Origin of the sequence: Pseudomonas sp. 43mfcvi1.1 (assembly GCF_900115935.1) — a bacterium.
GTDB lineage: Bacteria > Pseudomonadota > Gammaproteobacteria > Pseudomonadales > Pseudomonadaceae > Aquipseudomonas > Aquipseudomonas bijieensis.
The window spans coordinates 331036-344216 of the sequence record NZ_UETT01000001.1 but is presented as its reverse complement, the minus strand read 5'-3'; the positions used below and the strand labels follow the sequence as shown (position 1 = coordinate 344216).

Genomic DNA, 13181 nt, shown 5'->3' with positions numbered 1-13181 from the left:
CCTGCTCGCGATAGAAGGCGACTCGGTATAACTGGCTCAATCCATCAGAGTTTGGCCGTCGACCGCCCCGGCTTCTTGCTCTGCAACAAATGCGAGAACACCGCATGCAAGTCATCCGACGCGCTTTCCTCGTCGAGGTTGAGCTTGCTGTCGATGTGATCCATGTGATGCATCATCAGATCCACGGCCAGCGTGGCGTCGCGGGCCTCGATGGCGTCGATCAGCTGGGTGTGTTCGTCGTAGGAACAGTGGGAACGGTTGCCGCTTTCGTATTGGGCAATGATCAACGAAGTCTGCGACACCAGGCTGCGTTGGAAGCTGATCAACGGCGCGTTCTTCGCCGCTTCGGCGAGCTTGAGGTGGAACTCGCCCGACAGGCGGATGCCCGCGCCGCGGTCGCCACGGGAGAAGCTGTCGCGTTCGTCGCTGACCATCTGCCGTAACTCAGCCAATTGTTCGGCCGTGGCGTGCTGCACCGCCAGTTCAGTGATCGCCCTTTCCACCAGGCGACGGGCCATGAACACCTGGCGCGCCTCTTCGACACTCGGGCTCGCCACCACGGCACCGCGATTGGGCCGCAGCAGCACCACGCCTTCGTGGGCCAGGCGTGACAGCGCCCGGCGAATGATCGTGCGGCTGACCCCGAAAATCTCCCCCAGTGCCTCTTCGCTCAACTTTGTACCGGGCGCCAGGCGTTGTTCGAGGATGGCCTCGAAGATATGCGCATAGACAATATCGTCCTGGGTTCCGCTGCGGCCGGCTTTACCTGCTCGCGGTTGTTTCTTGAGGGGCTGCAACTGTTCGTTCATGGGCACTCGAGTCGGGAGAACTGCGGCGAATTGACCGTGACTGTAATACGGCACAGCGGGTCGCTGGCAAGTATCGCGTAAAAAACAGCTCGATTGTACACAACCTCTGATGGCAACACGACTGTATGGCTGTTTGCGGGCATGGCTGTATTGCAATCGGTGACTTCGTTGAGTTTAGGCTTAAACCCGCAATCCGTGGCTCCACCAGGCCAGGCAAATCTACAATAAGGACCACTCTGCACCATGACCGAAGTCACGACCACGCCACTTCGCCCGCTGGCCGATACCTCGCCCTCGGCCATCGTCGCCGGGTTCATCGCAATGATGACCGGCTACACCAGTTCCCTGGTACTGATGTTCCAGGCAGGGCAGGCAGCAGGGTTGAGCAGCGGGCAGATTTCCTCGTGGATCTGGGCGATTTCCATCGGCATGGCGGTGTGCTCCATCGGCCTGTCGTTGCGTTATCGCACACCGATCACCATCGCCTGGTCGACACCCGGCGCGGCGCTGCTCATCACCAGCCTGGGCGGCGTGAGTTACGGCGAGGCCATCGGCGCCTACATCACCTGTGCGGTATTGGTGACGGTCTGCGGCCTGACCGGCAGTTTCGAGCGCCTGGTCAAGCGGATTCCGGCCTCACTGGCGGCGGCGTTGCTGGCGGGGATTCTGTTCAAGATCGGCAGCGAAATCTTCATCGCCACCCAACATCGCACCGGCCTGGTACTGGGGATGTTTTTCACCTACCTGTTCGTCAAGCGCCTGTCGCCGCGCTACGCGGTACTGGCGGCACTGTTGATCGGTACGGCGTTGTCGGGCCTGATGGGGTTGCTGGACTTCAGCGGCTTTGTCCTGGAAGTCGCGACGCCCGTCTGGACCACACCACACTTTTCCCTGGCGGCCACCATCAGCATCGGCATTCCGCTGTTCGTGGTGGTGATGACCTCGCAGAACATGCCCGGCATCGCCGTGCTGCGGGCCGACGGCTACAACGTGCCGGCCTCGCCGCTGATCACCAGCACTGGCATCGCTTCGTTGCTGCTGGCGCCGTTCGGTTCCCATGGTATCAATCTGGCGGCCATCAGTGCGGCCATCTGCACCGGGCCGCATGCCCACGAAGATCGCAACAAGCGCTACACGGCGGCGCTCTGGTGCGGGGTTTTCTACGGGATCGCCGGAGTGTTCGGCGCAACGCTGGCGGCGTTGTTCGCGGCGCTGCCCAAGGAATTGGTGCTGTCCATCGCGGCCTTGGCGCTGTTCGGGTCGATCATCAACGGCTTGAGCATCGCCATGAGCGAAGTGAAGGAACGGGAAGCGGCGCTGATCACCTTCATGGTCACGGCGTCGGGGATGACGCTGTTTTCCATCGGCTCGGCGTTCTGGGGGATTGTGGCGGGGGTGTTGACCTTGCTGATCCTGAACTGGCGCAACGCTTAAAAGCATCGCGAGCAGGCTCGCTCCCACAGGGTTGTTGTGAACGACACAGATCCCTCTGTGGGAGCGAGCCTGCTCGCGATGGCGGCCTGAAGGACAACATCTACCCAACAGACAGGCACAAAAAAACCGGCGCCCGGAAGGGCTGCCGGTTTTTTTACATCAAGCGACCGGATTGATCGGCTTTTCCGGGTACCAGACGTCCATCAGCGGGCTGACTTCCACGCTGGTCAGCTCAGGACGTGCCTTGAGCCAGGCTTCAACGGCAGCACGTTGCTCCTGGGTGACCGAACCACGCTTCTGCAGGCAAACCAGACCGTAGTCGTCACCGCCGACATAGCCCAGGCCGTTGGCTTCCATGGCTTCTTTCAGGAAAGCGTCGAGGAAAGCGTCAATAGCCTCATCGGCCAGATCTTCTTTGAAATCCAGGTTCAGTTCGAAACCCAGCTCTTGAAATTCATCCACGCACAGTTTTTTGCGCAGACGCTGGGAACGGTTAGTCGCCATTGGAACAATCCTCATAAGTAATAACGGCCGGCACTTTACCAGTTTGGTGCGTCGATTGCCCGACTGATCGGGCGTATCGGCCTACCGTCGGTAAAAAATAGCATTCGAAGGGCTCAGGCACGGCCCAAGCCGTTGCGGCTTGGGGCATAATGCCGACACTTTCATGACCGTTGAGGACGTTCATTTTCATGTCCTCGTCTTTTCCCCCTCGCCCGTAGGGTTTTATTTCAAATGATCAAATCTTTGCGTCCACTGCTTCTGGCCAGCCTTCTTCTTCCCCTGGCCCTCCCTGTCACCACCCACGCCGCCACGATCAATACCGCCCTGTCGCCCAACGTGCAAAAGGCCCTCAAGGCCAGCAAGCTGCAGGATGACGCCCTGTCCCTGGTAATGATCCCGCTCAACGGCCCCGGTACCCCGACCCTGTACAACGCCGACGTTTCGGTGAACCCGGCGTCCACCATGAAACTGGTGACCACCTACGCGGCCCTGGAAATGCTCGGTCCCAATCACCAGTGGAAAACCGAGTTCTACACCGACGGCACCCTCAGCGGCGGGATTCTCAACGGCAACCTGTACCTCAAGGGCGGCGGCGACCCCAAGCTGAACATGGAAAAACTCTGGCTGCTGATGCGCGACCTGCGGGCCAACGGCGTGCAGCAAGTCACCGGCGACCTGGTGCTCGATCGCGGCTTCTTCATCCAGCCGCAACTGCCCGAGTTCAACGACGACGGCAACGACGAAAACAAACCGTTCCTGGTCAAGCCCGACTCGCTGTTGGTCAACCTCAAGGCCCTGCGCTTCGTCGCCCGCAATGACGGCGGCCGGGTGCTGGTGTCGGTAGAGCCACCGATTGCCAGCATTCGCATCGAAAACCAGGTCAAGGCCGTCAATTCCAAGCAATGCGCTGGCGGCGTGCGCTACAACCCGGTGACCCAGCCGGACGGCAGCGTGACGGTGACCGTCGGCGGCCAGCTCGGCGACGGTTGCAGCTCGCAGACTTATCTGTCGCTGCTGGACCACGCCACCTACACCGCCGGTGCGGTGCGGGCGATCTGGAAGGAACTGGGCGGCAGCATCCAGGGCCAGGACCGCCTGGCCGCGACCCCAAGCAACGCCAAGGTGCTGGCCCGGGCGTTCTCCCCGGACCTGGCGGAGATCATCCGCGACATCAACAAATACAGTAACAACACCATGGCCCAGCAGCTGTTCCTGAGCCTGGGCGCGCAGTTCCGCAACGAAGCCGACGGTGACGACGCAAAGGCGGCGCAACGGGTGGTGCGCCAGTGGTTGGCGAAGAAAGGCATCACCGCGCCACACCTGGTGATGGAGAATGGCTCCGGGCTGTCCCGCGCCGAACGGGTCAGTGCCCGGGAAATGGCCGCCATGCTGCAAGCCGCCTGGCGCAGCCCGTACTCGGCGGAGTTCATCAGTTCGATGCCGATTGCCGGCACCGACGGCACCATGCGTAAACGCCTCAAGACCACTGCCATGGCCGGTGAAGCCCACGTCAAGACCGGTACCCTGAACACCGTCCGCGCCATCGCCGGCTACAGCCGCGACATCAACGGCAATACCTGGGCGGTGGTAGCGATTCTCAACGATCCGAAGCCTTGGGGCGCATCTTCGGTACTGGACCAAGTGCTGCTGGACCTGTACCGCCAGCCGAAACTGCCGCAGACGGCTTCGGTGCTCTGACCCGGCACAAACCCAATGTGGGAGCCTTCTCGCGATTCGGTCGGTCAGCGAACATCGATGTTCAATGACACACCGCTATCGCGAGCAGGCTCGCTCCCACAGGGAATCTGTGTCATACACGCACTTGTGCCCGCAGAAGATCAATCGGGGCTAGCCCAACTGCACTTCGACCCGATCCCGCCCGGCCTGCTTGGCTGCATAAACGCCAGAGTCAGCCCTTAGCAGCAACGCATCGGCGCCCTCCCCGGCGCGCCAGGTGGCGATACCGAAGCTGGCGGTGACAAAACCCACATCCTCGATGGGCGCTGCCCGCAAGCCTTCCCACAGCCCCAGCGCCAGGGAATAGGCACTGTCGCTGTCGGTGTCCGGGCACAGCACTACGAACTCTTCGCCACCCAGCCGGCAGAACACATCGGTGCGACGCAACCGTTGGGCGACGCGCTGGCAGACCACCTGCAGCACCCGGTCGCCCACCGCGTGGCCATGCTGGTCGTTGATGCGCTTGAAGTGATCGATGTCGAGCATGATCACCGCCAGCCCCCCGGAACCGCGTTCGACTCGGGCCATCTCCGAGGTCAGGCGTTCCTGGAAGTAGCGGCGGTTGCGGATGCCGGTCAAGGCGTCGGTCACGGACAAGGCTCGCAGCTCTTCCTCCACCCGCTTGAGATCGGAAATATCCGAGATATAGCCGTGCCACAACACCCCGCCGCCGGGCAGTTCCTCGGGCGTGGCCTCGCCGCGCACCCAGCGCAGGCCGCGCAAGGGCAACTGCACCCGATACTCTTCCCGCCACGGGCTCAAGGTGTGAGCCGAAGAACGGATCGAAGCGCGAACACGCGTGCTGTCCAGTGGGTGGATGCGCGAGAAGATCGCCTCGGCGTTCTGCACCAGCACATCGGGCTCCAATTCATAGATGTCGCGAATGCCGTCGCTGGCATAGATCACACTGAAACGGCCGTTGAAATCCATTTTGAACTGGTAGATGCCTCCGGGCACATGGGCGCTGAGCTTTTTCAACAACAGGTCTCGGGCGGCCAATGCTTCGTGGACACGCTTGCGTTCGGTGATGTCAATACAGATTGCCAGGTGCCCGACCCACAGCCCCTGGTCATCGAGCATCGGAGTGGCGAGCATGTTCACGGTCAGGTGGCTGCCATCGCGGCGCACCAGGGTCCACTCCCGCGCCTGTTGTCCGCCCTGCTCGCCGCCCTCGAGCAGCATCGCATGACACGTGGGAATCGGTTTGCCAAAGCGCGCGCCGAGTTGCGCGGCGCGGGCCTGGAGTTCGCGCGGTACATGCAGGCCTTCCAGGGTCATGCTTTGCAGGACCTCGCAGCTTTGGTAGCCGAGCATCTGCTCAGCACCGGCGTTAAAGGTGGTAATGACGCCGCGCAGGTCAGTGGCGATGATCGCGACCTGGGTCGCGGCATCCAGCACACCGCGCAATTGGCCGTGGGTACCGCGCAGTTCCTGCTCCCGGGCGCGCAACTCAAGGGTGCGTTGCTCCACCAGTTTCAAGGCTCTTTGCCGTTGGCTGACCAGCACATAAAGCAAGGCGCTGAGCAGCAGACTGAGCAAGCCGCCGAGTATCACCATGCTGGTGACCGACGAATGATTGGTCGACAGGAACACCCGGCTGGGACGCAACTCCACCCGGTAGTCGCGATCGGCCAAGCGCAATAGACGGGTCGCCGACAAATCACTACGGCCCACAGGGTTGTGGGACTCGAACAGCGCCTCTTCCGCGTTTTCGACAGACAGGTCCATGATCCGCATCGACAGATTGTCGTGACCGGACGCTGGCAGTCCGTCACCTACCAGTTGCCGCATGCTGATGGCCGCCACCACGTATCCGAACGGTTCGCTGGCCGATTCCCGGATAACCGGCGCAACCAGCAGTACTCCGCGGGTAAACACCGGGTCGGCGCCCATCAGGTCCACGGGTTGCGAGACCACCAGTCCGCCGCGCTGACGGGCACGTTCGAGGGTGGCACGGCGCAAGGGTTCGGAAAGCAGATCCAGGCCCAGTGGTGCCCCGTAGGGAGTCCGATTGTGGATGTAGAGCACCGGTGCGTATTCGTCCCGCTCGGCGGCCTGCCGCAAGCCACCGTTGTCATCCGCCTCGCGGATCGCAAATTGGCTGGCCACTTCGGCCCGCGCCTGCTGTTCGAACGCTTGCCGTTCGTCGCGTAGCACCCTGGGTGCCCAGGCGAAGGCCCGGGTACGGCGCAACAGTGCGTCGGCGTAACCATGGAATTCGCTGTCGGAGACATCTTCGGAGTTGGCAAAGAAGCGTCCCAGGCTGTCGAGGAGTAGCTCCTCGTCCTGGAAATGTTCCTCGATGCGGCTGAAACGCTCCTCTGCTTGCAGTTCGAAGCGCTGGCGCAATTGCTGATTGAACAGGTTCATCATCGCCCAGGTCAGCAAGCCGGTCAGGACCGTACCGGCCAGCAGGACCAGCGAAGCCACCAGCCAGGCCGACACATCTTCGCTGATAAAGCCCAGTATTCTGGGGCGCACCTGATGCAATGCCATAAATACAACTCAGAAAGGAGCCAGGCATGGGCACAACCCTGGACACAGCCTAAGTTATAGCTATTAGCCATTACTTTGACCAGTCCCCAAATGAGGCCAGAAGCCTTGAAATACAAGGCTTCGTGGATCCAATCAGCTACGAGTCAACGAGACATGATCTTCCAGGCACGGTGGATCTTACCGTTGCGTGCAAAATCCGGATCAATGGTCTTGGCTGTGATCTCTTCCACCGCATAACGCTCGCCGAGGTTATCTTCGAGCTGGAACTTGCGGAAGTTGTTGGAGAAGTACAGCACACCGCCCGGTGCCAGGCGCGCCATGGCCAGGTCCAGCAACTGGACATGATCGCGCTGCACGTCGAACACTCCCTCCATGCGCTTGGAATTGGAGAAGGTCGGCGGATCGATGAAAATCAGGTCGTACTCATCACAGCTGGCTTCAAGCCAGGCCATCACATCGCCCTGTTCCAGACGGTTCTTGTCGGAAAAACCATTGAGCGACAGGTTGCGCCGCGCCCAATCCAGGTAAGTTTTCGACAAATCGACACTGGTGGTGCTCCGGGCACCACCCTTGGCAGCGTGGACGCTTGCGGTCGCGGTGTAACAGAACAGGTTGAGGAAACGCTTGCCAGCCGCTTCCTTCTGGATCCGCAGGCGCATTGGCCGGTGGTCGAGGAACAGGCCAGTGTCCAGGTAGTCGGTGAGGTTGACCAGCAGCTTCACCCCGCCTTCGTTGACCTCGGTGAACTTGCCCTGGGCGCTCTGGCGCTCGTACTGCTTGGTGCCGCTCTGACGCTCGCGGCGCTTGATCACCACGCGGCTCTTGTCGATGTTCAGTGCCTGGGGAATGGCCGCCAGGGCGTCGAACAAACGGGCCGAGGCTTTTTCCGGGTCGATGGACTTTGGCGCAACGTACTCCTGAACGTGCACCCAGTCGTGGTACAGGTCAATGGCCATGGAGTATTCCGGCATGTCGGCATCGTAGACCCGGTAGCACTCAACGCCTTCACGCTTGGCCCACTTACTCAGCGACTTGAGGTTTTTTTGCAGGCGATTGGCGAACATCTGCCCGCCTTCGCTCAACCGCGCCTGCTCGACCACAGGGGCTGGCGACGGGGCCGGTTTGATCGGGTTGCCGTTCTTGTTGTACTGGCGCTCTTGCGGCACTTCCGGGGTTTGATCGTAGGCGGCCTGCTCACGCTCGGCCTGACGCTGTTCCGGGCTACGGCGCTCGCCGGTGACGAACTGATCCGGCAACACCTTGATCAGCAGTAACTTGCACGGCAAGGCCCCGTTCCAGAACGAATACTGCTTGTGGCTGCGAATGCCCATGCGCTTGCCCAGGTCCGGCGCACCAGTAAACACCGCCGCCTCCCAATTCAGGCAGGCCTGGCGCAGGCGTTCGCCCAGGTTCTGGTAGAGGTAAAGCAGGCTGGCTTCATCGCCCAGACGCTCACCGTACGGAGGGTTGCAGATCACCAGGCCCTTCTGGTTCTGGTCCGGACGGGGTTCAAAGGTGGCGACTTCGCCTTGATAGATCTTGATCCACTCGCTCAAGCCTGCCCGCTCGACGTTGTTGCGGCCCGGCTGGATCAGCCGTGGGTCGGCTTCGTAGCCGCGAATCCACAACGGCGGCTTGGCCAGCCCGGCGGCGGCGCGGGCGGTCGCCTCTTCGTGGAGCTTCTTCCACAGCGCCGGCACGTGGCCGAGCCAGGCGGTGAAGCCCCATTGCTGGCGGCGCAGGTTCGGCGCCATGTCGGCGGCGATCATCCCGGCCTCCACCAGGAACGTGCCAACACCGCACATCGGGTCGGCCAGCGCCCCGCCTTCAGCGGCAATACGCGGCCAACCGGCGCGGATCAGGATCGCGGCGGCGAGGTTTTCCTTCAGCGGCGCAGCGCCCTGCTGCAAACGATAGCCGCGCTGGTGCAGGCTGTGGCCAGAAAGATCCAGGGAGAGGATCGCTTCGCCACGGTCCAGGCGCAGGTGGATGCGCAGGTCCGGGTTGAGCTTGTCGATGGACGGTCGCTCGCCTGTCGGGGTGCGCAGCTTGTCGACGATGGCATCCTTGACTTTCAAGGCGCCGAAGTGAGTGTTGTCGATGCCCGAGCCGTGGCCGCTGAACTCCACCGCCAAGGTGCCATCAGCGAGCATGTGGTCTTGCCAGTCGACGTCCAGCACGCCGTGGTACAGGTCTTCGGCGTCCTTCATCGGGAAACGCTTGAGTACCAGTAACACGCGGTTGGCCAGGCGCGACCACAGGCACAGGCGATAGGCCGTTTCCATGTCGGCCATGCCGCGCACGGCGGAGGTGTGCTCGCGCGCCTCTTCAAGGCCAAGCCCGACGGCTTCCTCGATGAGCAGGCCTTCGAGGCCCTTGGGGCAAGTGAGGAAGAGTTCGAAACGATCGGACATGGGATTTCCAGAGCCTTTGGCTAAGTGGACCGGGCAACGCATTGCCGGGTCGGGTTCAATCAGGTGCTTTTCTCAAGAGCACCCGCGTGGCACGAGAGTGTGCCGTCCCGCCCTCGCCGCTCAGGTTAGAAGAGCTTGGATGCGAAGGCAGATAAAAAATTCTGTGCAACAAATTGTGAAAACTCGACCCTTTCGTCGAATAGTACCTGAGTGCAACAGGGGGACATTCTCATTCGAAGGAAGACTGCCCCTTTGGCGCAGGGCCGATCATACAGGGGTCTTGCTCAAAAGCGGTCAACGAACATCAAGTTACTTATCGCCCTAACATCTTTATTGTTACGTGCTTATGACAAAACGATCATTCCATCCATGTGACGCTTTGGTTAGAACTCAACACAGGTTGACGTCGCAACGGCGCCAACACCTTGGCTCGTCACGCCGGCAACGAGCCACCAACGGCAGAATGATTCTGCCCCGGCCTCGATAGAGGTCGACGCGAAGCAACAGTCAACAAGTGAGGGAAACACCCTATGAGAAGACTTAAGCGTGATCCGTTGGAAAGAGCATTTTTACGTGGTTACCAATATGGCGTTGGTGGTAAATCCCGTGAGCTTTGCCCCTTTACTCTACCGTCGGTACGTCAAGCCTGGATCAATGGCTGGCGAGAAGGACGCGGCGACAATTGGGACGGTATGACCGGCACTGCGGGTATCCATAGACTCAACGAACTTCACGCCGTCGGCTGACACAGGGCTTAATACTCAAGAACTCGACAATTTGACACCCATATCGATTTAACCACGCACGTCCCATCCGGACGGCGGGCTACGGCCCAGGGGGCTCCTTCGAGGAGCCCTTTTTAATGCCTGGGTTTTCTGAACACTGTGAATACCTGGACTGCAAACACTCTTGTGGGCGAGCCCCACCTTCTGTGGGAGCAAGGCTTGCCCGCGATGAAGACGACACGGTCTATCTGGAACCGAGGTGCCCGTATCGCGAGCAAGCTTTGCTCCCACAAAAAAACCTGCTCGCCACAATAGAGCCGAGCGCGCCTGAATCAACGCAACGCCGCAATCGCATCCACTGATTCACGAATCAGCGCCGGCCCTTTGTAGATAAAACCCGAATAAATCTGCACCAGGCTCGCCCCGGCGGTGATTTTCTCGGCGGCATGCCGGCCCTCGGTGATGCCTCCCGCCGCAATGATCGGCAAACGCCCTGCCAACTCATCAGCCAGCACTTTCACGGTGTGAGTGCTCTTGTCACGCACCGGCGCACCGGACAAACCGCCCGCCTCGTCACCGTGCTCCAGCCCTTCGACACCTTCGCGACCCAGGGTCGTGTTGGTGGCAATCACCGCGTCCATGCCGGTCTCGATCAGGGCCTGGGCGACTTGGATAGTCTCTTCGTCGGTCATGTCCGGGGCGATCTTGATCGCCAGTGGCACGTGCCGGCCGTGGGTCAACGCCAGCTCCGCGCGACGCTGGGCCAGGTCGGCCAGCAGTTGCTTGAGGGAATCACCGAATTGCAGGCTGCGCAGGCCCGGGGTGTTGGGGGAGCTGACGTTGACGGTCACGTAGCTGGCGTGGGCGTAGACCTTGTCCAGGCAGATCAGGTAGTCGTCGACGGCACGCTCCACCGGGGTGTCGAAATTCTTGCCGATGTTGATGCCCAGCACGCCTTTGTACTTGGCGGCGGCCACCCGGGCCAGCAGGTTGTCGACGCCCAGGTTGTTGAAGCCCATGCGGTTGATGATCGCCTCGGCTTGCGGCAGGCGGAAAAGCCGTGGCTTGGGGTTGCCGGGCTGTGGGCGCGGGGTAACGGTACCGATCTCCACGAAACCGAAACCCAGCTGGGCGAACCCGTCGATGGCCGCGCCATTCTTGTCCAGGCCCGCCGCCAACCCGACCGGGTTGGGAAACTCCAGGCCCATGACCGTCACCGGTAACTTCGCCGGGGCCTTGCACAGTAAACCGTTGAGGCCCAAACGTCCGCCCGCGCCGATCAGGTCCAGGGACAGATCGTGGGAGGTTTCCGGGGAAAGTTTGAACAGCAGCTCACGGGCCAGGGTGTACATGGGTGGGTTTGACTCAGGGTAATAAAAAGTGACGGGATTATACCGAGCAGGAGCGCTAGCGGCGAGAACCGCTTTGATTGCGGGCTCCATCTTTGCGCCAACGCGCCGCGCCCCTTTGCCTTGGAGCGTTATTTGATAGTTGCGAGCGCCAAAAGCCTGCAAAAGAGCGATGCAGCTGCAACGGCAGCAACCAGAAAGCCCTTCGCATCCAGGATCAAAAATGCAAATTTCATCCCTGCCTTTAACTCGCCCCATTCCAAATGAATCCGTTCGCACCGATAGACCGGACACTGTCATCAATATTGAAGGGGGCTCGTCCCACACCATTTTAGAGATGCTCAATGAAAGCATTCCTGCTGAGCAGAAAAGCCAGCTGTCATCAGAAAATTTAAAAATCGCACTGATGAGCGTCGACGAAGCCCTTCATGAACTCATTACAGAGCAAATGAACAGCGCCGACATGCCCACTCGGGCAATCGTCAAAGACGTCGAATCGAAGCTAAACGGCGCCACTGACGGCGACGGTGATAGCGTTTTAGAGATTGACCTGAGTATGTTCGAAGGCTCAAGCCATTCATTAGATTCCGACTCGTTCATACAACGCGGCCAAATCATCCTGGAATACCTCGGCGAGCAACTGGGCAAGCTGGTCAACAACGAATTCGAGGGCGATCTCGGACGCTGGGCCAGCAACCTGACGATTTCCGGCCTGCGCACCGGCCTGGTCACCGGCACCCTCACGGTGATCAGGCAACTGGTCGGGTTCGCCCTGGAAAAAACACTCCAGTCCGCTGCCGCTTCGCCACTGACACGCAGTGTGATCGGCGCGGTTGCCCAGTGCATCGGCCCACTGCTGAACATTCTCGGCGCCATCAGGGACGAGTGCAATGGAACCGCGAACGCCGAAACGCGCATGGCTCGCCTCATCACCCTCACAGTATCGGCCCTAGCCCTGACAGCCGCTGTAACCGTTCCAACCGCGCTGCCGGCATTGGCCTCCTTCGGCTCGCAAATGGCGTTCTACACGTTTGCCCAGGACCTGGTGAGCCTGTTCTGCCCCACTGGCGACAATGCAAAAGCCACCCCCGGCGGTACGGCAGCCGCTGGCGCGCTGAACGGAGTGCTCCAGTTCCTGTCCTTCACCGGCATGAACTACACCGCACCACACTCAGGTCCCGGGTATGTCATGGCGCAGGGCAGCAAGCCCCCACCCTCCGAAGCGGAAAGCTTTGCCTTTCAACTGTCGACTTGGGCGGAGCAACAGGCCAATGCCCGGCCCGATACAAATCTGCCGATTGAGGCCCAGGCCGAGCAAATTGTCGACTCCCTGGTTCCGATATTGGGACACGATGTATTGCGGGGCGCCTACAACGCCGGGGCCGACGTCTTCGGCCAAGTACTCATGGGCGAAGCGATGCACGCCCTGCAAGAAAATCCTTCCGAAAAGGGTTTTCGTATCGACCCCATGTCTTTCCGAATACCCACTTCCGGCATCGTGGCCAACCAACTCCTGTCCACCAATGCGATACGAACCTCCGTAGGACAGATAATCATGGACGTCGTCATCGCAGCATCCCGATACTTTTCGAGCCTGCCCATCCCGAAGGAAATGGTCGACCATATGGTCAATTCATTGGTCGCTGCCGTCGTGTTCGCTGTGCGTCCCGGCACGACGTACGTCAACGCGCGCACCCAACCCGCATAGATTTT

Annotated in this window: 9 protein-coding genes; 4 read left to right on the top strand and 5 right to left on the bottom strand. The window is 60.8% G+C overall.

Translation table 11 applies throughout. The annotated features are described in order from the left end of the window. Positions 1 to 44 precede the first annotated feature (44 nt). Positions 45 to 809 carry a GntR family transcriptional regulator gene (locus DTP52_RS01565; protein ID WP_003183531.1) on the bottom strand — a complete coding sequence of 255 codons (765 nt, stop codon included), beginning with the start codon at positions 807 to 809 and terminating at the stop codon, positions 45 to 47. 243 nt (positions 810 to 1052) lie between these two features. Here DTP52_RS01565 and DTP52_RS01560 point away from each other — a divergent pair, with 243 nt between their 5' ends. Continuing rightward, a complete protein-coding gene (locus DTP52_RS01560; RefSeq protein ID WP_109751539.1) occupies positions 1053 to 2243 on the top strand; it encodes a benzoate/H(+) symporter BenE family transporter in 1191 nt (396 codons plus the stop codon). 159 nt (positions 2244 to 2402) lie between these two features. On the opposite strand, the gene DTP52_RS01555 is transcribed toward DTP52_RS01560, so the two are convergent. Next, a complete protein-coding gene (locus DTP52_RS01555; RefSeq protein ID WP_025212695.1) occupies positions 2403 to 2747 on the bottom strand; it encodes a YggL family protein in 345 nt (114 codons plus the stop codon). Positions 2748 to 2978: 231 nt separating this feature from the next. On the opposite strand from DTP52_RS01555, the gene dacB reads away from it, so the two are divergent. Continuing rightward, positions 2979 to 4445: a D-alanyl-D-alanine carboxypeptidase/D-alanyl-D-alanine-endopeptidase gene (gene dacB / locus DTP52_RS01550; protein WP_109751538.1), complete on the top strand. Its 1467-nt coding sequence runs from the start codon at positions 2979 to 2981 to the stop codon at positions 4443 to 4445. Positions 4446 to 4595: 150 nt separating this feature from the next. Here dacB and DTP52_RS01540 read toward each other — a convergent pair whose 3' ends face one another. Both DTP52_RS01540 and rlmKL read right to left on the bottom strand, forming a co-directional pair. Next, positions 4596 to 6980, bottom strand: coding sequence for a GGDEF domain-containing protein (locus DTP52_RS01540; RefSeq protein ID WP_109751536.1), 2385 nt, complete (start codon positions 6978 to 6980; stop codon positions 4596 to 4598). A 143-nt stretch (positions 6981 to 7123) separates the two neighbouring features. Continuing rightward, complete coding sequence (gene rlmKL / locus DTP52_RS01535; RefSeq protein ID WP_109751535.1) at positions 7124 to 9394, bottom strand: bifunctional 23S rRNA (guanine(2069)-N(7))-methyltransferase RlmK/23S rRNA (guanine(2445)-N(2))-methyltransferase RlmL; 2271 nt, start codon at positions 9392 to 9394, stop codon at positions 7124 to 7126. Positions 9395 to 9924: 530 nt separating this feature from the next. On the opposite strand from rlmKL, the gene rmf reads away from it, so the two are divergent. Next, positions 9925 to 10140: a ribosome modulation factor gene (gene rmf, locus DTP52_RS01530; RefSeq protein ID WP_003223300.1), complete on the top strand. Its 216-nt coding sequence runs from the start codon at positions 9925 to 9927 to the stop codon at positions 10138 to 10140. Positions 10141 to 10451: 311 nt separating this feature from the next. Here rmf and DTP52_RS01520 read toward each other — a convergent pair whose 3' ends face one another. Next, positions 10452 to 11471 carry a quinone-dependent dihydroorotate dehydrogenase gene (locus DTP52_RS01520; RefSeq protein ID WP_109751534.1) on the bottom strand — a complete coding sequence of 340 codons (1020 nt, stop codon included), beginning with the start codon at positions 11469 to 11471 and terminating at the stop codon, positions 10452 to 10454. Between the two features lie 220 nt (positions 11472 to 11691). Here DTP52_RS01520 and DTP52_RS01515 point away from each other — a divergent pair, with 220 nt between their 5' ends. Continuing rightward, entirely contained in the window at positions 11692 to 13176 is a 1485-nt protein-coding gene (locus DTP52_RS01515) for a hypothetical protein (RefSeq protein WP_256594240.1), read from the top strand. Positions 13177 to 13181 lie beyond the last annotated feature (5 nt).

Bases quoted from the DNA above. Each gene is read 5' to 3' on its own strand.
- DTP52_RS01565 (WP_003183531.1), bottom strand. From the start codon at position 809: ATGAACGAACAGTTGCAGCCCCTCAAGAAACAACCGCGAGCAGGTAAA.
- DTP52_RS01560 (WP_109751539.1), top strand. From the start codon at position 1,053: ATGACCGAAGTCACGACCACGCCACTTCGCCCGCTGGCCGATACCTCG.
- DTP52_RS01555 (WP_025212695.1), bottom strand. From the start codon at position 2,747: ATGGCGACTAACCGTTCCCAGCGTCTGCGCAAAAAACTGTGCGTGGAT.
- dacB (WP_109751538.1), top strand. From the start codon at position 2,979: ATGATCAAATCTTTGCGTCCACTGCTTCTGGCCAGCCTTCTTCTTCCC.
- DTP52_RS01540 (WP_109751536.1), bottom strand. From the start codon at position 6,980: ATGGCATTGCATCAGGTGCGCCCCAGAATACTGGGCTTTATCAGCGAA.
- rlmKL (WP_109751535.1), bottom strand. From the start codon at position 9,394: ATGTCCGATCGTTTCGAACTCTTCCTCACTTGCCCCAAGGGCCTCGAA.
- rmf (WP_003223300.1), top strand. From the start codon at position 9,925: ATGAGAAGACTTAAGCGTGATCCGTTGGAAAGAGCATTTTTACGTGGT.
- DTP52_RS01520 (WP_109751534.1), bottom strand. From the start codon at position 11,471: ATGTACACCCTGGCCCGTGAGCTGCTGTTCAAACTTTCCCCGGAAACC.
- DTP52_RS01515 (WP_256594240.1), top strand. From the start codon at position 11,692: ATGCAAATTTCATCCCTGCCTTTAACTCGCCCCATTCCAAATGAATCC.